The following is a 26,255-nucleotide window of genomic DNA, read 5'->3' on the forward strand; positions in this document are numbered from 1 at the left end:
TTGTACAAATAATTGATTTACTGTCTTTTAATTACTTCTGATTTGATTTCTATGTCTTTCACTTCAACGGCTTGGTTACTATGCACTTTCGCAAAATTTTCAATTACGTATATGGGTAAATTATCGCCCACTCCTTTACTGCCATTGTTGATAAAGGACGGTTCTTGCAGTTCATTTTTAAGTGTACGTACCATGTTTTTCACACTTGCAGCTACATAGTCAGAAAGTTCTTTGATTGTCACCACTTTATCTCCATTTGTGTCTGCTTTTCCACGTTGCATTCCGTCAATCAAGGCTTTGGTGAATGCACCATTATCCCAGCTATCATCTTCATATGAGAGCTGGTTTTGACTACTTGAAGTGAGTGTCAGGTTGATATTTTGTTTTTGGCTGACCTGTTTGATAGCATCGTTAATGTCCATCACATCTCCACGGGCACCTCCACTATGACAGGCATCAATGAATATTATTTTTTTACAGTCTATGGTCGATAAATGTGCTGTTACATCATCTTTGAAGGATATAGAAGTCGAACGACGGCGAATCGGATTGTAGTCGCTTCCTTGAATCCTGAAATCACCATCATCAATAAAACCATGAGAGGCCACAAACAACAACATCATGTCTTTGGGTTGAACATTTTGGTGGTATAGGTATTCTTCCAACATTCCCCTTATTTCGTTAGTCGTTGCAGCTTCACCTGTCAATTTCCTTACATATACATTCGCAAAAATCTTATTTTCTTCTGGGCCTGCTTGTCCAATAAACATATCTGCAAAGTTCTCGGCATCTTTTTGTGTATATTTTAGATTGATTGCTTTTGGACCGATAGAAAGTACATGTAAATCGGGTTTGCGTGGGTTGTACATCACTTTTAGTTCTCCTGAAAACTTCGTGCCTGCACCATTCTTTACTTCTACTTTAATAAAGTTGAGTTCTGGATCTAATTTGACTGTATTGATATAGGTGAAGTGATGCGGTCCACCTGTAAGTTGTACTTCGTTGAATTTTGAAGATTTAGCGGGTTTTCCGTTGATGTATATCGTAAAATTGTTTGCAGCAAGCGGGTGAGAAGAAAGGGCTTTTAGTTTAATGGTCATCATTTCATCCTCAGCATACATCCCTTTTTCGGGCAATTCATCGGGATTGGGGCTAAACCAAAAAACATTCAAGTCGGCATCTTCGTGTACTTCATTTTCTTCTGAATGAGGTGTATTCTCAGTATTTGTGATTTTTGTAGTGATGGTTTCATAGTCTATAAGAGGCTTTGCAGATACTGTTTTGTCATTGTTTTGAAGATTTGATGCATCATTCCCTCCAACTTTTGTATCGGCAACTGTGCCTGTTTTACTTTGAATATTTGCTATATAATTCTTTACCAAGTCATCATTGGGATTAAAATATTTCAAAATAGTGTTGTAATCTCCCAATGCTCCTTTCAAATCGCCCATTTTATACTTCAATGCCGCCCGTTCAAAATAAGCTTGTTCATACTTTGAATCCAATTTTATTGCCATAGTCAGATCTTTTAAGGATCCTCCATCATCATTCAAGTAAGAATTTCGCAAACAACCTCGGTTGAAATAGGCAGTGGCATTGTTGGGATTTGCTTCAATGGCTTTATTGTAATCCTCCAATGCTTTGTTGTTTTTACCGAGCATTTGGTTGGACTTTCCTCTATAAATATAAGCAGCATCTATAAACCCTTCATTTGCTTCAATCACCTTTGTTAACAATTCGATAGCATCTTTATAATCTTCATTGTTATATGCCTTAAACCCTTGCTGATATAGCCCCTGAGCTTGGGAATATACCGCAAATAGTAGCATCAAGAATATGATGAAGAGTAAGTTTTTCATGGCATTTTTTATTTAAAATCACAGTACAAAATTACACTGCCTGTAAACGTAAAATTATTTATTTTCTTGCTCCAGTTTTGCTTTTAAGCGTTTGGCATTCTCATTATTAGCATCCAACTGCAATATTTTATCACAGTCTTTCATCGCTTTTTCCAAATCCCTCATTCTGTAATACAAGACCGCTCTGCTTTCATACGCTCTTGCATAAGATGGATTGAGGCGTATGGCTTTATTGAAGTCAATAAGTGCTTCATTATACAACTTTGAATTTTGTTTAGAAATGCCTCGATTGTGATGAGCAATATAGCTATCTTCCTCTAATTCAATCGTATGGTCGTAGTCTGCAATTGCAGCAGCGTAATCACCCAAAGCATGGTAACACATTCCTCTATAGTTAAAAGCTTTTTCTGCATTGCCTTCATCCGCTTCAATAATGATGGTGAAATACTGAATAGCACTCACAAAATCAGATTGTTTGTAGGCAGCTACGCCTCCCTGAAAAGCAGATACAGCTGCTCCAATATCTTTATTGGATAGCTGTTGTTCGTTTAAATCAGGGACAAGTGTTATCTTTTCTTCGTTTTCCAAATCATCTTCTTGTACAATTTCTTCTTCATTTGCAGTATTGACTTCATCCTCAACTTTGCTTTCTTGTTCATCTACTTCATCACTCTCCGCTTTGGTTTCTTCTACTTCACCCGTATCTTCTCCCATGATGTCTTCATCTTCTGAATCCAGAGGAGATTTTTGCAGCGCATAGTATGATTTTCCTATATAGGTATAGTTTTTTTCATTGGATTCATCTGATGACTCGATAGCATTTATAAAATGTTCCAAAGCTTCCTCGTATAAACCTTGTTCATACGCATCCACACCTTTCTCATAGAAACTTTGAGCATCGTCATTTTGCGCTTGCAAATACACAGGATGCAAAGCAATAAAAATCACCACAAAAGAGAAAAATAGTGTTTTCATTGAATAAACTTCTTCTTTACCAATCTTCTGCTACTACTCGAAGAACCAAAGGTACAATCGTACCGCCACTTGTAGAGTTAGAATCAAAATGAATCGTTTCCGCACCATATTGAATATCCGATGAAGGAATCAATCTGTCTCGCAATACAGTTTGTAGGCGGTAAGCCATATCCCCCGACGAATTTTTTATATTTTCGATAATGAAAGGTAGATTGTTAATTCTTTCAGCCGAAAACAACACACAAAGGTGATCTGCGCCAGGGTTTGCAATTCCTAAAGCCGTATTTTTGTTGGGTATCACAATTTCGGCACCGCTTACCGTAATCAAAGCAGACTCATTGATACCTGCAAACTTAGAATTCAATGCTTCTTGTCGAGGCCAGTGTATGTGGGACATATTCTGAGCATCAATACTAAAAATATAGACATACATATCCTGTATCTCATTGCTGGCATAAATCTGAAACGATTGTCCGACTTCCCAATCTTGTTTCTTTAGTTCATAGTGCATACCGTCCAAATAAGCTTCTGCAGTATTGAAAATAGGCACATTGCGATTGAATCCTGCCAAATACTTAAATTCAAAACTACCCGAAAGACTGATAGGGATGGCTTCTGGAACAATTTCTTCAAAAGGATCTACTTCTACTATTTCATCAGCATCAAAAACTTCCTCCAACGAAACTTCTTCTGAAACCATATCTCCCTCAGAAGTATTAGAAGGAGTTTGTTGTTCTTCAAAATCAGCAACTACTGCTTCGTATTCTACAGCCTCATCTTCTGTAAGGGGTTCAGGAGCAAGCACAGGAATATCTACATCTTCAATATCGTTTTTTACAACATAGTCCTGAAAAGTTTTGACTTTGGTTTGTGAAGCAGGTTTGAGAAACAATTGGTAGGCATATTTGCAGTTATTCGCAAAATACTTGTACTTAATTCGTACAAAACCATCATCAGCCCAATCTTTTCCCCAACTGTTCATTACTTCAAAAGCACCTTCGGCTTCATCATAACCGACCACGACCATTGCATGACCGCCCATCGGGGTAGTATTCCCCAAATCTGGCCACCAAAACTTAGAACCTCTTCTCAGGCGTGCAAAATTCTTGCGAATGTTTAAGCCAATAATCACAGGTTTGCCTTGTGCCAAACTTTCTTTGACCCGCAGCACCTTCAATTTTGGTTCTGCTTCTGATTCGAATAGGGTCATGTAGTCCGAAACTTTGTACTTTTTGGCATACTCTTGAATCGTAGATTCTGGATTGCGCTGACAGTTGTTGACATCACGGTCAAAATCCCTTGCATAACAATCCCCTTTACTTGATAATAGTTCAATGGCATCACTAATACGAGAGCCACCTGCACAATCTCCCACTTTGATTTGATTGTAGACAAACAAAGCCGAGTGGGCATTTTTGGTAATCATGCGTTTGTCAGTCCAACCATTCTCGATGGCTTGTTGAATTGTCAAAGCACCATACCCTGTAGCCCAGCCTACACAAGAGTTGATTTCACCTTGATTTCCCACCATTGGACAATAAGGTTTCAAATCTACTTTGAGCGGAAGTTCGGTAAATCTCTCAGAATCGTAGCGTGCTCGACGGGGTTTAGACTCATAAATTTGATCTTCTTTGGTATCCAAAATAAGTCCTGTTGGAAAGTCTTTGAAATCACCCTCATCATCATCACTTTGAGCCACTGCAATGTCGCAACAAAAGACACTTATAATCAGCAGAATACCGAATAAATAGGGCTGAATCCTGTTGATACTACCAATCCCAATCCGTGTCATTTGTATTTGTATTTGAGTTATCGTTAGTATTGTTATAGTCAGACCCACCATTTTGATCATAGCCACCAGTGTTGTCATAACCGCCTTGGTTTTGGTTGTACTGGTCGGTGCCGTTTTGGTCAAAACCACCATTATTAGTGTCCGTACCTATTTCATTCCAATCTTTAAATTCATAAGGATCTACAAAATTTTCTTGTAAATAGCCGTCAGTGAACTGTTTGGACTGAACTTTTAGAGAAAGATACTTTCCGACTAATTCAGAAGTAGCACCAATCAATTCGGTGATAAGTAACAATAATGGATTCCCATCAATTTCGTCGCCAGTCACATCTCTCAGGGGTTGTTGGAAGTTTTCGGCATAGAAGTCATTCAGATTGTCTAATTGGACTTCCATATTGTTGCCATACATTTCGGGGAATTTCTCAACGAATTTTCGTTTTTTTGGATCGGTTAGGTCTTTTTTAATCTCGTATAATACCTTGTCAAACTCACGTTGGGTACGGGCATATCCTTGCTCAACGGTTTTTACATCAGCAGGATTGTACAAGTCGGCTTTTTGCTTGAATTCCATCACCGTACGTTCTGCTTCATCTCGCATTTCAATATATTTTTTCATGAATTTGGTATCCAAGAATTGATCGAGGGCTTCGTCGACTTTCTTTTTCTGTGCATAAGTAGGTGTAGTAGTGAAGGTTATTACTAAAAATAAGCTAAATAGTGCAAAAATTATTGCTCTCATTGTTGTAAGGTTTTGAGGTTTGAATAATATTGGTTTAATGTTTTCTATCACATTAGACGAATTTGAGTGGGCATTTCGGACAAATAATTGGCATTAATTTAAAAAGGTTAAGAAAAATAAATTTTTTATTTCGGTTCATGGTAAAAAAGTAAGTAGGAGTGGTTGCTATGTATCGAAATAGGATTTCTTCACATATAAGTGCCAGCTCCTACTTTTATTAAACCATTAAAACCTCTTTTTATAAATTGTTGTAAAGCATTGCAGCAGCATTAAGCACTGCAATACTTCTTATTGATTCCTATTATTTTTTAGTCCTTGTAAGTAGTGAATGCAAAATACTGTTGATAATGGTATACTACTTATTAATTTGAATGAGAGGTTGTTGTATTATTATCTTCAAAGAACATCTAAATAACACCCACAAAATTATTGCATTTTACTCACTTCATCAAACCAAAAAAGTCAAAAAGATTGGAGTCTAAAGATTTTTTTGTAATGAAAAATATTCATTATCAATAGATTAGTGTTTGTTGGCTTTGCAATTGAAGTGTTGTAATTTTATCAAAAATAGCTTTTTTTTTCTGATTATTGTAGCAATTTTTTCTTCAATTTAATAGCCAAAAGTGTGAGGTTTGTATTTGATAATGCCTGCACCCTCATTCTGTCTATCTCTTAATGTATATCTTTTGAAGGATGTTACCGTTGCCGCTTATTGTTCCTACTTTTTAATTAGTCAACGAGTAAAATACGCTTTTTCTGACATTTTAACAAAAGAAAAAACACAAATTGAGAATTTTTTGGGCATTTTTATGGTTTTTATCTTGGAAACCTTTTTATCTGACCAAACAAAACCTTTCTACTATGAGAAAAGTACTTCAATTTTGGTGTTTTTTCAGCCTCTCACTCTGCTTTCATCCTCTCAATGCTCAAAACTCCTCCCTTATTGAACTACTCGAAGAACTTGAAGAAAAGCTTCTAGAACTTCAAGAGGAACAATCCTACGATAACAATTATTATGATACAGATTACTACAATACCGAACCAGAACAAGACAATAATTACAACTCCAATGAAAGTGCACTTAAATATGTAGGCATTCCCAGCGAAAAATTGAACTACATAGCTTCTGCTCAAGAAAATTCGCAATGGTGTTGGGCGGCTTCTATTCAAATGATTTTCAACTACTATGGAGTCGATATCACCCAGTCACAAATTGTATCTCGCACCTATGGGACTGATTATTGGGGCAACCTTCCTGATTGGCCAGCCAGTTTCCAAACTATTCATGCCAACCTCAACAATTGGAGTATTGACAACAATGGACAGTATTATGAAGTAAGTGCCGAAATGGGTATGGGGACTCCAACTCCTGCTTTTTTGGTGGAAGAACTCAGCAATAATAGACCTGTTATCATTGGCTACAATACAGGTCAAGGTGGTCATGCAGTGATTGTGACAGCAATCAGCTATTATCCTACTGCTTACGGTCCACAGGTGCAAACAATCATAGTACGGGATCCGTGGCCCAGTTATAGCAACCTTCAATCACTGGGTAGAATAGAATATGATGCACTTTCATTGGCAACTAATACACAAGCTTATTGGTCGGTGAGGATAAAGAGATAGGCCATGAAATGGTGTGTTTTTGTTAAAACTATAATTAAAACACTTTTTTCGGTTCATTTTACTAAAAAAAACAGCTGTTTTTTGCGTATTTTTTATTATCTTTGAAACTCTATGAGTGAATAGAATTTTTTCAAAATTTTAAAAGGATAGCAAAATGAATAACATACAATCATTAGAACAAGTAATGGACAACCTTCAAAGTAGAGGTTATGTAGAATCTCTTGCTTGGGTAGGTGATAAACTCAGAATGGGAGGCATTATGCTAAACCCCAATCAGGTGAAAGTCATAGGCACTTACGACATTGAAGAAAATAGTTTCTCAAAAGTATTTGCATTGACTACTGATGCTGGCGAACAGGGTTATTTGATTGACCTCGGCGGCAAATTTGAAAAATATTTATTGAGTTGATATAATTCACTAGAATTGAAGTTACTGAAAAAATAACGGTTAGACTACACCAGTCAGCCGTTTTTTTTTGTCCAAAATCCAATAACCCTTATCACTTATAAAACCGTGCTTGCTTGATGTAAATCTTTCGTTCACTTACATCAGAATCCACTTTAAACTCAATGTCCAACCCGAAATCTTTCTCCGTACAATTGCAATTGTGTGGAACGTGCTGATAAAAGTACTTCTTCAATGCCAAGCAGTAAGCCCCCAATTCCATCAACTCTTCATTGGTCATCACCGTTTCACCATTCAGTTCTGGAATATTTGAAAAAGTTAGGTACTCAGCCATGAAATTCTGACCAGGAACAATAGACCAAGTCAACAACATAATTTGATCATTTAGGATACCAGGTTCTGGAAAAACGATGCTGTACTCTTTGTACTGAACATTGATGATAAAGCCAGGATTTGAATTGTACAAGTTTTTAGTAACAACCACTCCATTCGCATCTTCATCAGGAAAAGAGCGATGCACCAAAATTCCCATGGCACAAGAAGTATGTGCGATTTTGTAGTAACTCCGCTCCTCAAATGCCCGCCAATTCCATAAACTCGCCCATACTTTTTTGATGGCTCTATCAATGGTTTTCTTAGAATCGTCCACCTTTGCAGAATAGGAGTCATACAAACCTGCACCCGAAAAAGACTCCAAATCTTCGGCATTGGTAGAAGATCGAAAGCGAAAAGCAGGGAAATCTGCAAAGTTCTTGATTTTATCTTTCACCAAATTTCGCAAGACAGGATTCAAAGGATAATCTTCAATTCGCTCCTGCAAATCTTCGAGTCTTGCTTTTCGAATTGCAGGATACTGAATGAAATCTTCATCTTGCAGCATATCTTCAATAAATACGTCTAATCCCGCATCTTTCAGGTGTTTATTGTAGTAATAAAACGGAATCGCAAAGGAGGATTCAGGTGTTGGAATTGGTTTTTCATTCAAGGAAACATTGAGTATTTCTGCAAAATTAGCTGCTTTTCCTCCAATGATATCCAAGTACGTATAATCAGCTGTTTCTAAGTCAATCAAGCCTTCAACGCTTGTATTTTTTGGCAGCACTATCACCTTTTGCGGTTCGTTTTTTTCCCAGAAAGCAGTTGCTTCTGCCAACGTAGCGGTTCTGATTTCAAAAGAATCAGAGCGAACTTTGAGGTAAACCAGTTCTCCTAAAAAAGAATCCAAAAGCTCATTTTCCCAACCATCCCGCAAAGCCATGTTGGGGGTATTTCGGTTGTGACTCAATACATTGATGTGGCTCAAAGGAGTTTGAAATTCTGTGGTGATGATGCCAGCCACAACAGAAACGTCATTGGGAATACCGTTGAGCAATATGATGTCGTGTCGTCCCAAATAGGTGTCCTCCAAATCCTTCAATTCCACTTTGTTCAAATATCCATAATTCTCCGCCAAATTCAATGCTTGGTAATTTTGTCCTTTGTAGAGTTCTTCGGAAGTTATTTTGGGAACTTCACATTCATTGAATTCCAGCCGATTAGCAAACAAGAAGAGTTTGCCCTCCAAATATGAAGTTGCCAATATCTTATCATACAACAGTTGGATGTTTTCACAACTCATCTCATTTGCAGTCACCAAATACAGCACATATTTATCCAAATGTTTGTAGTAATTGAGATTGGCAGGGTATAAAAATCGGTCTTCGTTTTCTCTGTATTGAGTTTGATTGAAGACATTGTTTCCCTGATTGAAGCCCAATTGAGCCTGAGCAAAGGTGAAATGGTATTCATACAGTTCAGAATTGATATAATACATCAACTGACTCTTTGAATTGTACATAATTTTGACCGACTCCACTTGTCCATCGTTGCTCCTTGAAGGAAGCCCACTAATCAACTCAAACGAAACAGGGTCAATCAACTCATTGAGGAAGTGCAGTTCTTCATTGGTTTTTTTGAGAAGGTTGATAGACAAGGAGGTATCTCTACCTGACAACGGAATCCTTCTCGAATAATATCCTTCTTTGCTAAACAGTAGTGTGTCAGCCTTTGAAGGTACAGAAGAACGATGCCAGACTGCTCTTTTATCTGCAATAGTGGTCATCTGCCCATTTGAAAAAGCCTTAAAACTTTGTCTATCAGCCGCAGTAGTAACCCGCAATACATACACACCAAAAGGCAGGTCGGGAAAAAGGTAGCTACCAGTGTTGACAAGTTTTGTTTGTAAATCTACCAAGCGACCATTGATGGAAAAAATTTCCAAGGCTATGTCAAACTCTCCTTCCCAAATCATCGAGTTGTTGTAGAAACGGTAAGTATTTAGAGGATTTTCGATGCTGTCTGTTTCGGTGTTTTTTATCAAAAAATCACCAAAACGATTGCTCATACCTTCAATTGAAGTATGCAATAAACTTACTTTCACTCCAGCGATTGCCTTTCTATTGACTACATCCTGAACATCGCCCTTGTAAATGGCTTGTGCATTTAAAAAGAGAGGAAAACAAAGAAATAGAATGATTTTTAGTATAGACTTTTTCATAACACAATGTCGAAAACGGTTGAGATTAATCCTTGTTCTACCACTTATAGACGAGTGTTGCTGTGTGAAGGGTTGGGTTGAAAAAACCATTTTTTGAAGGTGCTGTTGGGTTTTGGGAGTTTTATTCATTACAGAGTTATTCCCGCTCATACTCTGCCACCAACTCCTCCTGGATAAACAGATAAATCACCGCATTTCTATCGCTTTCATTTGCGACATCCTTTACGAGTCCTGTGTGTTTTACTCACTAAATGACTTCCTTGCGTTAACTTTTTTACATTTAAAAATATTCAGAAGGTGACTTACCATCTACTTCAACGACTTGAATTTTATCTGCATGTAACCAAACAATCTTCCCATGTTTATCGCAGGCACATACAACTTTGGCATCGCCATTTTCGGTATCAGCCAACAAATTCCCTAGAAACCAATTTGGTTTTTTGGATTGAAACATTCCATACCCACTTCCCAAAAGAATGTATTTTTCAGAAGTATCTATGTTTTTTATAAATATTGCCATGTGCTTTTGGTTGATTTTTGCTGTTAAGAAATATACAAAGCTATTTCCTTTTTGGTGATAAAACACTATTTTTAAAAGCGGAATAACTAATTGATCATGAGTTATATTTGTAGCGAAATGTCGTCATAAAAGGAATAAAATGTAGGTAGGCTGAGAATGGTTTTCGTCTGAATTTGTTTAGCAGTGTTTATCTGCTGTGATAATTTTCAAAACTAATGTTTGTTCTATGGGTTCTGCTCCAAGATAGAGTATTGCCTCAGATATTTAGATTTTAATTGTTATTGAATTTCTTCAATTGTCACGAACTCTATTTTTCGTTGATTATCTCCCGTAAACGTTCTGCTTTTCTCATAGTATTTTAGCCATCCAAATTCATAATCATAGGTATGACTTTTTACATCCTTCAAATCAATTCTATTTTCTTTCACCTCTTTCATTAGTTTTTTTCTTTTAGACATCTTTACTTTTTTAGTGCCGTCGCCAATTGCTTGTTTTACCTTTTCCTCATCAAATGTCCTAATATCTTCAATTGAAATAGATTTTTCCTCTTTATTTACTCTTATCGAAACGAGTCCTTTAACAGGAATATCTTCACCACGCACTTGATTTTCAACGGCATCTTCGTAATGAATTACTGTATCGGCAATAAAAGAATTTCCATGATAGAAATGATAGTTCTCAATATCACGAATAAACTCACTCTTCATTTCCTCTGAAAAAATGATTTCCTTCATTAACCCAACAAACATTTCTGCATCTTCTCCTTCTTCTATACCCATCTCTCCATTTTTGACCAACATTTCCATACTGTCATTCACTGTTTGAAGCAGTTCATCTAAGTTAAGCGTGGATTCAAAAACGCCAAACTCATCCGTTTGATACCTCAATTTCATTCCGTTAAACATTTCTTCAAGTCGCTGATCAATTGGGTCTTCTTCTACTTCAACATTCAAGCGATCAACTTCTATCTCCGTGTAGTTCCATTCTACGATATAAGAACTGTCGGTTTGTTCTAATACAGTAATTTCAGCATAAGAAGAAGTGACTTCTTTTTTTACCACCTCTTCGCCCTCATAGGTAATAAAACCTTCTTTTATCACGATTTTCTGAGTGTCACCTTTATTCCAATAAGTAATTACCTCAATTTGTTTAGTATCCTTTTGGAATAAGGATAGAAGGCTGAAAATAAAAAATGTTAAAATATATTTCATGTTAAAAATAAATAATATTTAAACAGTATCAAATCTCTATTGTGATATGGAATTAGAATTTGTTTGATTCCTTTCCATCGCAATCCCCATTTGCTGCATCAAAGTAGTAGCATTCATACTTTTACAAACTCCCCGTTTGAAAGTATAATCAAAAATCATCTGTCCTTCTTTAGTGATTTCCACTTCAAAACACCAATTTTCTACCCGTCCGTTGGTGCTTGTTTCCATCGTACAAAGGTCGAGATCGTGTGTTGCAATAATGCCAACGCCTTTGTGTTGAAGCAGTTGGCGAATAAGTGCCACAGAGCCTTGGTGACGGTCATTGGAGTTGGTGCCTTTCAAGATTTCGTCCATCAAAAAGAAAATCGGCGTTTGTTCGGCTTCCACCACTTCAATAATTTTTTTCAAAGCCTTCAATTCTGCAAAAAACGAAGATTCACTTTCCTGCAATGAATCCTTGGTTCGCATACTCGAATACACTGTGACTACCGAGGTTGCAAAATTTTTGGCACACACAGGCGCACCTGCTACTGCCAAAATAATGTTGATACCCACAGTCCGCAAAAACGTGCTTTTGCCCGCCATGTTAGAACCCGTAATCAAGACAATCTTTTCTTTGGAAGGAACACTGAAGGTATTGGCAACCCGCTTAGCGGGGGGAATCAAAAAATGCCCCATTTCATTGGCCTGCAAGGTAAAATGATGGTCGTGAATCGTGGGTAAAACCCAATCGGGCTGATTGAAGTGCGTGTTCGCAAAACTGCTAAGAGATTCTATTTCGCCCATCACCTGCAACCAAACTTCCATGTTTTGCTGCATCTGTTTTTTCCACAACTCCAATTTTCTACAAAAAAACAATTCCCACAAAAAGAAGGTATTCAAAACAAAATACGCAAACTCGTTTTCCCGCACATTGAGGTTGGAAGCATAGCCGCTCAATTCTCCAATCACCTTGCTAGCCGATTGTCCATGTAGCTGCAATTGTCTTTGGAGTTGATTCAATTTTTCTGCTTCAAAAGTTTCTCCTTCAATAGCTTCAATCAGTTGGCTATAGACTGCAATGAGTTTAGCTTGTTTAGCAGTTGATTCAATCGTTTGAGTGACATACTCAAGCGTATATTTGATGAACCCCAAATTGATAAACCACAAAAAAACTGGTACAGCAAGAGGTACAATGTCTAGGCTGCAAAGAAAGATGCTGATGCCCATCAGAACGGGGAGTACAAAAATCAATATTTCTACAAATCGTTGATTGAGAATAAAGAAAGGTTCTTTGAGCCATTGAAGAATCGCTTCAACGTTTTTGGGCGTATCATCAACGAGCATCCCTTTGGCTCGGTAACTTTGCCGCCAATCCAAGCGTTTTTTGAGGTCGGTAAGAGCCATTTGCCTTTGCAGAATTTCGGATCGATGGATTGGTTTTTTGAGCCAATTTGCCAAAGTTTTACCGCCCGAAACGGTGGAGGTACGGTTCAGGAATTGATATATTGAACGATTGCCGAAAATGTCTAAATCATCTATATAAGGATGGTTTTCTTCCCAAAATTCATTACCTTCTCCAAAGGCTGAAAAGTCGTATTGTAGTGCCTTGATTTCTTGTTGGTTGATGAGGCTGAGATTTTGAAGGTAGTCCCTTTGTGCTTTTATTTTGTCGTGCCATTTGACTAGTATTGCAAAAAATACTATAAATCCTGCAAAAAAGAACAATCCCAATTCTGTGTTTTTGCTGATGAGGTAGATACCTCCAAAAAAACACAATAAGAACAGAATGAGTCGAAAATAACCTATGGCATCGGATTTTTTTTGAAGAACAGTGGCTTGGGCTTCAAATGTTTCAAATCGTTTTTGGTATGTTTGGAGCATGGATTTTCTTTGTCGTTTGCTTGCTTTAAATGAGTGGTTAAAGTCTGCAAACGTTGGAGAGTATGGTTTTGTTTTGGGTATGTATTTTTATGGTACATATAGGCTCTAAGGCACTGCAATTGCAGAGAAAAAACAATCACTAAGGAACGCTAATAAAATAAATCCCGATTTAGATTTTTGTAGTTTCATTTAAGAATGTATCAGAAGGAAGATAATCGACTTTCTATCAAACAGAAAACTACAAAAGTCTTTGTGCCATAGAAGTAAATTGTATTATTAGAGTTTTTAATACACTTTCACCCAGAACACAAAACGCTGCAAGCTTTTCACTTGGTTTTGAAGTGAAGTGCCTTTTAGGTCGCCTCTTTGTGGTAAAACGACCTTGTTGGGGAGCAGTTCAATTAGGTTCAATACATTTCGTGATTTGACTGCGTAAGTAGCATTTTCTGCTTTGGAATGTTTGGCTTTGATGATACCGACTAAATTACCTTCCATGTCAAACAAGGGGCCGCCGCTGCTGCCTGGCTGTACGGGAGCAGACACCTGATAGGTCGATACATCGCCTTTGTATCCTGTATTGGAGCTGATTATACCATCGGTCAATTTTACATCAGTTCCCATAGTTGAAGTAAGAGGATAACCCAAAGTGAAGATTTTCTCGCCTACTTCAGAGAGTGAAGTCCGTAGGCTGAATGGAATGTTTGGAAGCCCTCTGAAGCTGGGGTCATCAATTTTTAAAATGGCAAGATCGTTGATTTCATCGCCAATCATCATTACGGCATTGTAGGTTCGGGTGTGACCGTTTTCTCTGATTTCGACTTCAATGCTGTTTCCTCCTTCTACAACGTGGAAGTTGGTGACCAAATAGCCGTCAGGAGATATAGCAACACTACTACCTGAGGAAATCATTTCCCGCGGAGGTATTAAGTCAGATTTTGGAAAAAGCTTGAAGTATTTGTAAACAATCTCATCTTCATTGGCAAAACTTATGTGTAGCATATTTTTGCTGTCTTTTGACAAATATACATTTTCATCTAGTTTTTTATTTGGAAGATACCAATGTACTTTACAAAAGTTGATTGTACCAGTAGGGTACACTTTTCCCATAAGTTCTCCTGGTTGCCAGTCTTTGTAGTTAGATGCCCCGCTTAAATAAATGATGTCGTAGTTGTTGGATGCATCTCTTATAATAGCTATCGTGTATTTGTTTCGATTTGGAATGCCAAGCATTACTTTTTCATAAATGCCTTCAAGCTCATCAGCAGTGCGATTGTTAAATAAGGTTTCTATATTTTGTTTGGTATAATTGGTGGCATGTGTAGCGAAACTCAATCGGAATCTCTCTTCATAGCCCATTGGTTTGCCGTACATTTGATTCCATACAATTCCTAAATTGGAGAGCAATTCGGCATCGTTGTTTACAACAGCAGGGGATGTGAAGTTGAAAATATGTCCTATGCAGCTTTGAAATTCGATAAAATGATCTGTAAAAGAGCCTTTTACTGGTTTGAAGTTCAATCGAACTTTTGCCATTTCGCACAAAGAAGGAACTGTTGAAAACATTTCTTCTTTTTCCACTGAAGTTGCCGCAACTTTTTCAAAACCAATGCTCTCAAGATAAGTTTTGAAGTGGTCAATAAGAATACCGCCATCTTGTTGATCGACTCTTTGCTGATCTTTTTCGTTGAATTCAATATAGGCGTACCTCACACCACTCAAAAAATCGGAAAATTTCATTTGAGGTGCAGATGGCTGTTGACTTTGAGCGAATGATAATAGACAACAGAATAATAAGCCTACAATTGGGTAAACTTTCTTCATAATGCTTACTTTGCCACTTTACGAATAACAATAATAGAATTCAATGGGCTTGGTAGGGTATGATTCCCATGTAGGCAATTCGAATGTACTCTATCATAATAGTCAGCCAAAATCTAAAGTGAAGATGGAATGACCGCAAAGTAGTAAATCAAATTAAAATGACAATTAAAATGAAAAGAAACACTGATAAACAGGTGTTTGAGAAATTTTAATTGTTAAGATAATTATGGCTGACTACTTATTGATTGTTTTGCCTTCAACTTTCATTACTTTAGTGTTTCGGCTAAAATATGTAACTAGCAAGTTCAAATATAAAAAAGTACGATAGAATGGCCTATTATTTTTTGGACTTAGTTTGAGTCTTGGTAATAAAAGAGAAAATAACAACAAACGGTTCGATATTTATTACGCCTACTACTATTTTCAACAGATATTGTTACAATATTAGTACCGAGATTGTTATTGCATTATCAAACTTGACTAACTCTACTAGAGTATACTTGACTCAAAGCTGTTTTGTTTCAGTTTAAAAGCTATTCGTAGAGAAAAAAAAATATTAATGCCAACTGTGTTAGACGATAAAGATTTTCATAGGTTTAAAAAAGATGTTTTTACCTTTGATGATTGGCAGGAATCAAAAGAACTCGGATTTTAACTTTCTCACAAAAATCGCAACAATAATATGGACATAGACTGGTGGATGTATCCTCTTATCATTTTGGCTGGAGCTTTGGCAGGATTTATCAATACATTGGCGGGGAATGGATCGGCAGTTACTTTGCCACTATTGGTGATGTTGGGTTTACCCCCAAATGTAGCGAATGGAACCAATAGGGTAGGAGTGGTATTGCAGTCGATAACTGCAACATTTGGGTTTCATAAAAAAGGCATGATTCCGAAAGAGGGAATTTGGTGGATGATTTTTCCATCCGTTTTAGGTGCATTGATTGGTGCTAGTATTGCGGTCAATCTAACCGAAGAATCCATGCGGTTGGCAATGGGTTTTTTGATGGTATTTTTATTGATACTGGTATTGCTTAATCCCAAGAAATGGCTAGCAGAATCAGTAGCAGATATGGCTAAAGTGAGAAGCCCTCGCAATATATTTATTTTCTTTTTGATTGGTCTTCATGGCGGTTTTCTGCAAGCAGGTGTTGGAGTGATGTTGTTGGCAGCATTGGTATTGGGTGCGGGCTATAGTTTACGCAATGCCAATGGAGTAAAAATGCTGATTGTATTGGCTTTTAGTTTGCCCGCTTTTCTGACTTTTATTTCGAACGGACAGGTCAATTGGGCTTACGGATTATTGATTGCAGTAGGTCAGAGTTTCGGAGGTTGGTTAGGAGTTGTTTTTGCATCCGATTATCCCAATGCCAATGTTTGGGTGCGAAGGATTCTGATTGTGGTGATTGTGTGGGCGATTGGGAAATTTTTTGGACTATATGATTATCTTAGTTTTGCAGTATAAGGAAAAATGACCCAAAAAGAAATAAATAATCTCCTACAATTGTTGTGTAGTGAAGATGAGAGCAATGTGCTGATGGCGATACAGATTTTTCGGGGCTTCAATAAAATACCCAAATGCCTGCAATTGGCTCTTAGTTGGGCATGTTATTCCGAATATCATCAAGTTCGCATTGAGGCGCAGTCGTTGATGGAAGAGCGTATTGGTAAAGAAATGCTTGCTGAATTGACGAATAGTTTAGTTGTTTTGGTAAAAGGTGACACGGATAAATATATTGTATTCGAAGATCATATTAAAGCTCTAAAACTAAATAACAGTGAAATGCTTCAAGCATTTTATGCACATCGGGATAGTTATGCACGCCTGATAAAAATGAATTCTAACTACTTAAAAATTTGTCTACAAGCAGGTATTTTTTGGATGTATCATGGAAAAAGGTATACTCCCAAAACCCGCATTTTTTTTGAAATGATTCTGCAATCCTATCCAACCCACCCTTATGCACTGTTCTGTTTGGCGCATAATTATCAATGTACTGAGAAACAAAAGAAAAAAGCCCTTCAATATTACCAGCTTTTTTTGAAGTACCACCCAAATGTGACTGCCACCGATTCTATGAAAGAAGTTTACCGCAATGTTTTTTATGTGGATATTGACTTACCGACAACCATGAACGCCTATCAAAACATCGCCTATTGCTATCACTTCTATTTACAGAATAACACAAAAGCCATTCATTACTATAGGAAGGCTAAAGAGTGTATATCTGAAAATCATGCTTTCGCCTTCGATAGTTTTGCAAAACTTTTGTGGACACATAGCAGAAATGCTGCTTTGGCCTTACAAATAGCTCAGGAAGGATTGACGCTTTTGGAGCGAAAAGATTTACCACAAGAACTGTTTTTTGGAATATTATCCTTCACGATTTATAATCGAAAAAGTCGTTTGCGTGAACTAATAGAGGAGATTCAGCAAAATAAATAAAAATGTTTTCCTTTCGTAATCCTGTGTTAAGAAAATATTAAATCATAAATTGCAGTGTTTTTTGTGGCGCAAAATTGTACCTTTGCAGCCGCTTACAAAGCAACTTATTATTTATTTTCTTAAATTATCACTGCTGTGCGAGAAGAACTTTTCAAATGGTATTCCCCAAATCTAAGTAAAGACATTGAAATGCAAGTGTTTGGACACGCAGGTTATCCTGTGATTGTCTTTCCTACAACTATGGGACGCTACTACGAAGCAAAAGATTTTAAATTAATTGAATCTGTTAGATGGTTTGTAGAACAAGGCAAAGTAACGATTTACTGCCCTGATAGTGTGAACGAACTAAGCTGGTACAACAAGCAGATTCACCCCGCTCAAAAAGTCCAAAATCATATTTGGTACGACAAAATGGTTGTCGAAGAGATTGTAAATAAAATTCGACACAAATCTCCTACAGGTCGAGTAGCTGTTGCAGGGTGTAGTTTTGGTGGATATCATGCCGCTAATTTTGCATTTCGCCATCCCGAAATGGTAAGCCACATGCTAAGTATGAGTGGTTCATTTGACATCAAATCATTTTTGGATGGATATTACGATGATAATGTCTATTTCAACAATCCTGTTGATTTTCTACCCAATACCAACAATCCTGCTATTTGGGACATGAAAATTGTTCTCGGTACTTCTGAATGGGATATTTGTCGAGTAGCAAATGAGGAATTAGCAAATATTTTGAGCAAGAAAAACATTAGCTATTGGCTGGATATGAGAGGTTGGAAAGAGCATGACTGGCCTCTTTGGCGTGAGATGTTCCCACATTATCTTTCTATGCTTTAAGGAATATTAATAAATTGAAATGGGATAAAAAGTCTTTGATAAATGCACTTTTTAATAATTTTTTTGCTTAAATTTCCCCTCTCAGTTTATATTCTGAAATTGCATACCCCAATTATCAAAATATTCATTATCAACTAATAAACATTCCATAAAATGAAAAAGATAGGTATTCTGTTTGGACAAGAAAATACCTTTCCACAAGCTTTCGTTAATAAAGTCAATGAGAAAGCAGTAGAAGGAATTGTAGCAGAAGCAGTTACAATTGATAAAGTGATGCAAGGAGAACCCACAGAATATGCAGTTATTATTGACCGCATTTCACAAGATGTTCCCTTCTACCGTGCTTATTTGAAAAATGCTGCTTTGTGTGGCACTGCGGTTCTCAACAATCCATTTTGGTGGAGTGCCGATGAAAAGTTTTTCAACAATGCCTTGGCAACAAAAGTAGGTGTACCTGTTCCGAAAACAGTGTTATTGCCATCAAAAGAACGTCCTGATGATACCACAGGCGAATCTTTCCGCAACCTTAAATTTCCATTGGATTGGGAAGGTATGTTTAACTATGTTGGATTCCCCGCTTTTATGAAACCATTTTCTGGCGGAGGCTGGAAAAATGTTTATAAATTAGACCATCAAGGCGAGTTTTTTAAATCTTATGGCGAAACAGGTCAGTTGGTAATGATGTTGCAAGAGGCGATTGATTTTACCGCTTATTTTAGATGCTACTATCTGAATGGCGACCGTGTTCACATCATGCCTTATGAACCACGCAACCCACATCACCTTCGCTATGTAACAGAACCACAAGACTTTGATCCAGCATTGTTGCAGTTGGTAGAAGACTATGTGATTGCTTTGAACCATGCTTTGGGCTATGACTTCAATACTGTAGAGTTTGCGATTCGTGACGGTATTCCTTATGCCATAGATTTTTGTAATCCTGCTCCAGATGCAGAGCTTACTTCAGTAGGTGCTGCCAATTTTGAGTGGATTGTAGAAAATGCGGCTAACATGGCAATCGAGCGTGCATTGAAACACCAAGAAGGTGCAAACAACTTGACTTGGGGTACTTTCATGCAAAACAACATCAAAGATTTCACTTCAATGAATGTAGAGGGTGTAAACCAAGCAACTGAGGCTGTTCACAAAATTTATAGTCACATCGAGAAAGAAGTGAAATTGGAAGCTGCAACTGAAGTAGCAGTTGAAGAAATGGATGCTGAAGTTGCAAAAAGCAGTTTGTTAAAAAGTATTGGTACTGCAACAGAGGCAGACAAAGTTGATTTGAAAAAAATCAAAGGGGTAGGGCCTAAATTGGAAGGAGTATTGAATTCCATCGGAATTTATACCTTTGTGCAAGTAAGCAAGATGACTGCAAGAGAATACGACTTGGTAGATAGCTTGCTGACTACATTCAAAGGACGTGCAAAACGAGATCAATGGGCTGAACAAGCTAAGGCCTTGTTGAACGAAAATTAAAATCATCATAAAAATCAATAGTTTTTGATTTTTATAGCTAATTTAGATGTGTTAGATTTGAAAAAATCTAACACATCTTGTTTATTGGGGAAGTAGAGAAACAGTGCATAGATGTTGTTTATCCTACTTCAATATTTGCGAATCAAGTAAAAAATATAGATATGCGACTGGCAATCATTGACATGTACAATGGAGAAGAAAATCAAGGAATGAGATGTATTAAAGAAATCATCCAAGAACATCCAGAACCCTTTGATTGGCAAGTATTTGAAGTGCGTAATAAACACCAAGTTCCTAATAGCAATGACTTCGATATTTATATTTTTACGGGCGGGCCAGGTAATCCATTAGAAGGAGAGCCAATATGGGAAACCCCTTTTTACCAACTCATTGAAGATTTGTGGCAGCACAATTTGAAGGCTATAAAGTCGGAAAAAAAACATGTATTTTTCATATGTCATTCTTTCCAAATGGCTTGCCATCATTTCAAAATAGGAAAAGTAACCCAACGTAAGTCTGTATCTTTTGGAACTTTTCCTGTTTTCAAAACAGAAGATGGACTAAAAGATGATTTTTTTAAGCCGCTTCCCAATCCTTTTTATGTGGCAGATTTTCGGTCTTATCAATTGGTTGAACTCAATGAGAAACAAGCTAAAAAGATAGGCGCAAAAGTATTGATGAGAGAAAAAAAGCGTCCTCATGTTCCTTTAGAAAGAGCCATTATGGGAGTTCGTTTTTCGGATGAAATCTTGGGTGTACAATTCCATCCAGAAGCCGATCCTGAAGGGATGACCATTCACTTTGGTGACGAAAAGCGCAAAGAAATTATTATTGAAGACCATAGTGAAGAAAAGTATGATTTTATGATTCAGCATTTGAATGACCCAGACAAAATTCCTTTGACCCATCAAGTCATTTTGCCTTCTTTTTTAGACAATGCGTTGAAAAGTAGGAGGAGAAGCAATGACTATCAGGCAATACCCCATCCAAGTTCAAGCAATAGTTAAACTCCAATTTCGATTTCTATCATGATAACAAACATTCGCCAAGCTTATAACAAGGACTTTTCAGCAGAAAAATACCAAGTTTTTTTGAAGGATATAGAGTTGCAACACAATCATATTCCTCCCTTTAGAATTGCAGAAACGCCTATTTTTATTTCTAAGGCATTGAAAAATAGGATAGTGACGGCATGTGAAGAAATATCAGATACCATATGTCAGCCTGATTTTAAGGAAAAAACACAAGGAGCGTTAGCCGAAATCGTTGATGTGCCTAATGAGGATGAACACACACTTTTTCTGCAAATGGATTTTGGAATTTGTAAGGATGAAAATGGTGAGTTGATTCCGAAATTGATTGAAGTTCAGGGTTTCCCTTCTTTGTATTTTTTCCAAGATTTGTTGGCAAATGCCTATCGCAAACACTTTACTATTCCCCAAGGCTTTCATTCACTTTTAGACGGAATGACTTTTGAAGAGTACCGTCAGTTGATGAAGGAAGTGATTGTAGGGGATTCGAAGCCCGAAAATGTGGTATTGCTCGAAATTGAGCCTAAAAAACAACTTACCCAAATAGATTTTTGGGAGGCAGAAAGACAACTCGGTATTAAGGTAGTGTGTGTGACAGATGTGATAAAGGAAGGACGAAAATTATATTATTTGGATGAAGGTGGAAACAAGGTACAGATTCACAAGATTTTTTACAGAGTTATTTTTGATGAATTAGATCAAAGAAGCGATCTAAAACTCAATTTTTCCTTCAAAGATGATTTAGATGTTGAATGGATAGGACACCCCAATTGGTTCTACCGCATCAGTAAATATACCATGCCTTTTTTGGATAGTCAATATGTCCCGAAAACCCATTTTGTAGATGAATTGGAGGCGTATCCCGAAGATTTAGAGAATTATGTTTTGAAGCCTTTGTACTCTTTTGCAGGGGCGGGTGTAAAATTTCATGTTAAAAAATCGGATATAGATGAACTTCCTGCTCATCGCCTTCACGATTATATCCTGCAAGAAAAAGTGATGTATGAGCCTGTTCTACAAGCACCTGATGGCGGAGTGAAATGTGAAATACGAATGTTGATGCTTTGGCGCAAAGAATGGGATCGCCCAAAATTGGTCAACAATTTGGCAAGATTGAGTAAGGGGGAAATGATTGGTGTGCGCTTCAATAAAGACAAAGAATGGGTTGGTGCAAGTGTTGGTTTCTTTGAAGAATAAGCAACTACTATATTGCAGGCCTTTGTGGATGAAATCTTTACGGCAAATTAAATACTGACAAAAAACGCCGCAACTTTTTAGGATAAAAGTTGCGGCGTTTTGGTAAAAACACATCAATAAATCAAATTGACTCTTTTTACTTTCCTTGAATGTTCACCCCTTTCATAAAATTTCCTTTATTGAATTGGATAGGAATGGTCATTTTCACCATTACTTCATGTCCTTTATGAGAACCTGAGGTCCATTTTGGCAGACTATTGACAATTCGTAAGGCTTCGACCATCAATCCACCATCTTCCCCTTCAATGGGATTGTTGATTTTGGCTTCAATAATATTACCATAGGTGTCTACTACAAAATCAACATAGATTGTTCCTTCAATTCCATTGATATAAGCAACGGTTGGATAGCGTAAATTTTGATAAATGTATTGATGCAATGCCGTTTGCCCACCTGGATATTCAGGCATTTTATCTGCAACAGTGTAGATTTTGTTGGGTGTACTTATATTTTCATTATTGCTGTTGCTGCTGTTGCTGCCGTTGCTTACTGTTGGGGTATAGGCTGTTTGAATAAATTGATTTTTATCCTCTTTAGAATTTTGTCCATTGTCAGTGTTCACCAATGTTTGCTCCTCAGCAGCTTCCTGCGGTTTAGTGATAGCCGCATAGTTTGCACTTTCAATGACTTGCAACATTCTTATAGATCGGGCATCATGTGGCATTAAGCTGAGCTTGTATTGAAAGGCTTGTTTTGCCATCGCTTTGTTTCCCAGTTGGTGGTAACAATCTCCCATCGCATCATATACCATAGGCTCATTCGGATATTTTTCTGCACCGATTTGAAAAAGCTTAAGCGAAATCATTGGTTTGTTTTCTTTTAGATAATCTTGACCAAGTGAATAAAGCGGCCACATATCGTTGATTTCGAGGTTGTTTTGCTGCAAAATGTTATTGAAGTTTGTCACCACATAGTCGATACCTTTTTGGGCAATCAATTCATACAATACAAAACCAAGTGAGTGATTCGGAATGGTTACATAGTCAGTGGTCAATATTTCTTCGATTTTGTCTGCTACAATATTTGCGGTGTTTTCTCCAAAATTAGAATAGATTAACACGGTATAATTGTCTTTAGAATAGTTTCGAAGAGTTGCACTGATACCTCCTAAATGACCACCTTGATAAATGATTTTCTCCCCACCTATGTTTTTTATTTGCCATCCATATCCGATACTTTTATCGGGTGTATTAGGATTGACATAATGTGGGTAGAGCATCAAATTTTTGGCTTTTGAAGAAAGCATTTTACCATTTTGAAAAGCATTACTGAACTTCAATAAATCTTCAATTGAGCAATGTAGTGCATCTGCACCAAAGGCATGTGCGCCCCAAAATTCAGGTGATTCAGTGGGGTCTCCTCTTTTTTCAGAAAGGTAGCCAACTGCCTGTTGCTCACCAGGATTGAACCAACTGTATAGACCAGATTGTTCCATTTTATTTGGTTCAAAAATATATTTTTGGATATACTCACTGTAACTCATATTTGACACTTGTTCGATAAGGCTTCCTAACAATAAATAGCCAGAGCTGCTTTGCTTAAATTGAGTGCCAGGTGCAAAATCTAAAGGATATTTCACAACCATTGATACCAAACTTTCCATATCCTTGATATCATAGAAACGTTCTTTGTACTCATTCAGATTGTAATAATCTTTTAGCCCAGAAGAGTGGGTCAATAGTTGGTGAATGGTAATTGTTTGGCCGATTTGAGGCGGAAGGTCGAATATATACTGTCCTATTTTGTCTTGTAAATCAATTTTTCCTTGATCTACCAATTGCATAATTGCAGTAGCAGTAAAAGACTGTGTGATGTCACAAGTGTTGAACTGAGTAGATAAGGCACACCTAATTTTGAAGTCTAAGGTAGAATATTTGGTTGTGAACCTATGAATAGGTTTTCCATCTTGAGCGAGTATGGCAACTCCCGAAAACCGACCTAAATTGGAGTAAATTCTGAGAAATCGTTGTACCTTCAATAGCTTGTCAGTAGGTGTTTCTGAGACACGAATAGAACCAGAGATGGTGGATTGCTGAGCCAGTGCGGGCTTTAACATGGCTGTAGTGCATAGGAAGGCTAATCCTATCACAACGTAAGTTTTTGATAACATAAATCAAGGTGAATTAAATAATTAAAAAAAAATGATAGTTGGGTAATTGGGTTTGCTTGGGTATAGAATAGTATTTCTTAAAATATTTCTGGTAGGTATGGTATGGTAGGTAGTATTTCGTTGTATTTGAATTAGTATTTAGTCAATCAAAAAATGTACCATTAATCAAAAATATAGCGCAAAAATAAGATTTTCTGCTTATTTTTGAAATAAATTATTGAATTAATTAAATATACACTCATGACAGATTTTCAAAATATTGCAATTTAATTTTTAATCTTTTGTTATAATTTTTATGCCATGAATTACCGATTTTTTCCCATCTTTCCCATTCTGTTCTTTTTTATATTTTCTGAATTTTTATATGCTCAAATGTCAGATTTTCCATCAGATGCTGTGATTGGAAAATGCTACAAAAAATGTATTGAGTCAGAAAGATATGAGACAATAAGCCAAAATGTATTGGTTAAAGAAGCCTATAAAAAAATTGTAGTCGAACCTGCTGTATATGACACTGTTTACCAAGAAATACTTGAAGAAGAAGGTTATGTGATCTTCGATATTTTACCAGCAGAATATACAACTGCTGACATAGAATTGATTATGGAACCTGCTTCTTCGGAGTTTAGTTACATCCCTCCTGTTTTTGAAACCCAAGAGGAATATGTGATGTTAGAACCTGCCTATTATAAGTGGGCAAAGAAAGTAGATGATAAAGGCTGTTTTGACCAACGTACCATTGAGGATTGCGTGGTTTGGTGTTGGGAAATAATTCCACCTCGTTTGGATACACTTTTTGAGGAAGTGGTGAAGCAACATGCCAAACCAATCGAAGTTGTTATCCCAGCAGTGGTAAAATCATTTATGACAACATTGGTTCTGAAACCTGCTACTTTGAAGCGAGTTATAGTGCCTCCAAAATATAGAACAATTGAGGTCCTAAAATTGGTGCAACCAGCGAGAGCTATTGAAGTGGATGTTTCTGCTGAATATCAAATAATTACAGTGCGGAAAAGGATAGAGGAAAAAGGGTTTGCAGACTGGGTAGAGGTAGATTGTGAGCAGATAAGTTATGTTGAAGAATAAGCATTTTAGACTTTGGACGGAGGAGCAAAGATGCAAGAAGTAAGAATTTAATTGTACTAATGAGTTGAAATTTTGATTATCAATTTTTTATATCTCACACCTTGTTTCCTACTTCTTTCGTCCAAAGTCCAAAAGCATTAGGTATATTTTTCTACTACCTTATCACAAGCCTTGTCCAACAACTGGTACACTTCTTCAAAGCCGCCCTGCTGATAGTAAGGGTCTGGAACTATCCGATTCATTCCAGGATAAACTTCATTGAGAATCATCTCTACTTTGTCCTCTTCCTCACGGTTTTCGGCTTGACCAATCACATCACGGTAGTTGGAAGTGTCCATCACATAAATCAAGTCAAAGTTATCGAAGTCTTTGATACTAAATTTTCTGGCTCGTTGGTGGGTGATGTCCAAACCATGTTTTGCAGCTACTTCAATGGAGCGAGAATCTGGTTTTTCTCCGACATGCCATGCACCTGTGCCAGCAGAATCAATTTCCCAATTGAGCCCTTTTTCCTTGATTTTTTGTTCCAAAATGCCCTGCGCCAAAGGTGAACGGCAAATATTTCCGAGACAAACCATGAGTACTTTCATCTATTGCGATTTAAAGAAGTGAACAAGCAAAACGGAATTGATTCCGTTTGAAGGAATGACTACAA

20 protein-coding genes are annotated in these 26,255 nt (G+C 37.1%); 9 read left to right on the plus strand and 11 right to left on the minus strand.

All coding sequences use genetic code 11. The features are described 5' to 3' along the window. Window positions 1-17: 17 nt before the first annotated feature. From R3E32_23235 to R3E32_23250, 4 genes are read right to left on the minus strand one after another with little or no spacing between them, the layout of a single operon-like run. Complete coding sequence (locus R3E32_23235) at window positions 18-1,859, minus strand: caspase family protein (protein MEZ4887667.1); 1,842 nt, start codon at window positions 1,857-1,859, stop codon at window positions 18-20. Between the two features lie 54 nt (window positions 1,860-1,913). Further along, window positions 1,914-2,834: a tetratricopeptide repeat protein gene (locus tag R3E32_23240; protein ID MEZ4887668.1), complete on the minus strand. Its 921-nt coding sequence runs from the start codon at window positions 2,832-2,834 to the stop codon at window positions 1,914-1,916. A gap of 16 nt (window positions 2,835-2,850) precedes the next feature. Beyond that, complete coding sequence (locus R3E32_23245) at window positions 2,851-4,626, minus strand: C1 family peptidase (protein ID MEZ4887669.1); 1,776 nt, start codon at window positions 4,624-4,626, stop codon at window positions 2,851-2,853. Beyond that, complete coding sequence (locus tag R3E32_23250) at window positions 4,604-5,365, minus strand: hypothetical protein (protein ID MEZ4887670.1); 762 nt, start codon at window positions 5,363-5,365, stop codon at window positions 4,604-4,606. The genes R3E32_23245 and R3E32_23250 overlap by 23 nt, the downstream gene beginning before the upstream one ends. 861 nt (window positions 5,366-6,226) lie before the next feature. Between R3E32_23250 and R3E32_23255 the strand changes: the two genes are divergently transcribed. Continuing rightward, window positions 6,227-6,991, plus strand: a complete 765-nt coding sequence (locus R3E32_23255; GenBank protein MEZ4887671.1) for a papain-like cysteine protease family protein — start codon at window positions 6,227-6,229, stop codon at window positions 6,989-6,991. Window positions 6,992-7,145: 154 nt separating this feature from the next. Beyond that, window positions 7,146-7,400 carry a hypothetical protein gene (locus R3E32_23260; protein ID MEZ4887672.1) on the plus strand — a complete coding sequence of 85 codons (255 nt, stop codon included), beginning with the start codon at window positions 7,146-7,148 and terminating at the stop codon, window positions 7,398-7,400. Window positions 7,401-7,491: 91 nt separating this feature from the next. On the opposite strand, the gene R3E32_23265 is transcribed toward R3E32_23260, so the two are convergent. The 5 genes from R3E32_23265 to R3E32_23285 all read right to left on the minus strand — a co-directional run bounded on the left by R3E32_23265 (window position 7,492) and on the right by R3E32_23285 (window position 15,348). Further along, window positions 7,492-9,933: a PEP/pyruvate-binding domain-containing protein gene (locus tag R3E32_23265; protein MEZ4887673.1), complete on the minus strand. Its 2,442-nt coding sequence runs from the start codon at window positions 9,931-9,933 to the stop codon at window positions 7,492-7,494. A 280-nt stretch (window positions 9,934-10,213) separates the two neighbouring features. After that, window positions 10,214-10,453 carry a hypothetical protein gene (locus R3E32_23270; GenBank protein ID MEZ4887674.1) on the minus strand — a complete coding sequence of 80 codons (240 nt, stop codon included), beginning with the start codon at window positions 10,451-10,453 and terminating at the stop codon, window positions 10,214-10,216. A 278-nt stretch (window positions 10,454-10,731) separates the two neighbouring features. Further along, the gene (locus R3E32_23275) at window positions 10,732-11,664 is read right to left on the minus strand and encodes a hypothetical protein (GenBank protein ID MEZ4887675.1); all 933 of its coding nucleotides are present in this window, start codon (window positions 11,662-11,664) and stop codon (window positions 10,732-10,734) included. A 36-nt stretch (window positions 11,665-11,700) separates the two neighbouring features. Then, a complete protein-coding gene (locus tag R3E32_23280) occupies window positions 11,701-13,527 on the minus strand; it encodes a hypothetical protein (protein MEZ4887676.1) in 1,827 nt (608 codons plus the stop codon). 285 nt (window positions 13,528-13,812) lie between these two features. Next, complete coding sequence (locus R3E32_23285; GenBank protein MEZ4887677.1) at window positions 13,813-15,348, minus strand: serine protease; 1,536 nt, start codon at window positions 15,346-15,348, stop codon at window positions 13,813-13,815. Between the two features lie 682 nt (window positions 15,349-16,030). Between R3E32_23285 and R3E32_23290 the strand changes: the two genes are divergently transcribed. From R3E32_23290 to R3E32_23315, 6 genes are all read left to right on the plus strand, one after another. Continuing rightward, window positions 16,031-16,816 (plus strand): sulfite exporter TauE/SafE family protein, encoded by a 786-nt coding sequence (locus R3E32_23290; GenBank protein MEZ4887678.1) that lies wholly within the window; start codon window positions 16,031-16,033, stop codon window positions 16,814-16,816. Between the two features lie 6 nt (window positions 16,817-16,822). Next, entirely contained in the window at window positions 16,823-17,797 is a 975-nt protein-coding gene (locus R3E32_23295) for a hypothetical protein (protein MEZ4887679.1), read from the plus strand. A 135-nt stretch (window positions 17,798-17,932) separates the two neighbouring features. Further along, window positions 17,933-18,637: an alpha/beta fold hydrolase gene (locus R3E32_23300; GenBank protein ID MEZ4887680.1), complete on the plus strand. Its 705-nt coding sequence runs from the start codon at window positions 17,933-17,935 to the stop codon at window positions 18,635-18,637. Between the two features lie 153 nt (window positions 18,638-18,790). Then, on the plus strand, window positions 18,791-20,116 hold the full coding sequence (locus R3E32_23305) for a hypothetical protein (GenBank protein ID MEZ4887681.1): 1,326 nt from the start codon (window positions 18,791-18,793) through the stop codon (window positions 20,114-20,116). Window positions 20,117-20,193: 77 nt separating this feature from the next. After that, window positions 20,194-21,123: a GMP synthase gene (locus R3E32_23310; protein MEZ4887682.1), complete on the plus strand. Its 930-nt coding sequence runs from the start codon at window positions 20,194-20,196 to the stop codon at window positions 21,121-21,123. Between the two features lie 21 nt (window positions 21,124-21,144). Beyond that, window positions 21,145-22,344, plus strand: coding sequence for a hypothetical protein (locus tag R3E32_23315; protein MEZ4887683.1), 1,200 nt, complete (start codon window positions 21,145-21,147; stop codon window positions 22,342-22,344). A 136-nt stretch (window positions 22,345-22,480) separates the two neighbouring features. Here R3E32_23315 and R3E32_23320 read toward each other — a convergent pair whose 3' ends face one another. Further along, complete coding sequence (locus R3E32_23320) at window positions 22,481-24,493, minus strand: serine hydrolase (protein ID MEZ4887684.1); 2,013 nt, start codon at window positions 24,491-24,493, stop codon at window positions 22,481-22,483. A 321-nt stretch (window positions 24,494-24,814) separates the two neighbouring features. On the opposite strand from R3E32_23320, the gene R3E32_23325 reads away from it, so the two are divergent. Next, on the plus strand, window positions 24,815-25,600 hold the full coding sequence (locus R3E32_23325; protein MEZ4887685.1) for a hypothetical protein: 786 nt from the start codon (window positions 24,815-24,817) through the stop codon (window positions 25,598-25,600). Window positions 25,601-25,737: 137 nt separating this feature from the next. On the opposite strand, the gene R3E32_23330 is transcribed toward R3E32_23325, so the two are convergent. Then, window positions 25,738-26,190: a low molecular weight protein-tyrosine-phosphatase gene (locus tag R3E32_23330; protein MEZ4887686.1), complete on the minus strand. Its 453-nt coding sequence runs from the start codon at window positions 26,188-26,190 to the stop codon at window positions 25,738-25,740. Window positions 26,191-26,255: the final 65 nt, after the last annotated feature.

This window comes from Chitinophagales bacterium (genome assembly GCA_041392475.1).
Classification (GTDB): Bacteria; Bacteroidota; Bacteroidia; order Chitinophagales; family UBA2359; genus JAUHXA01.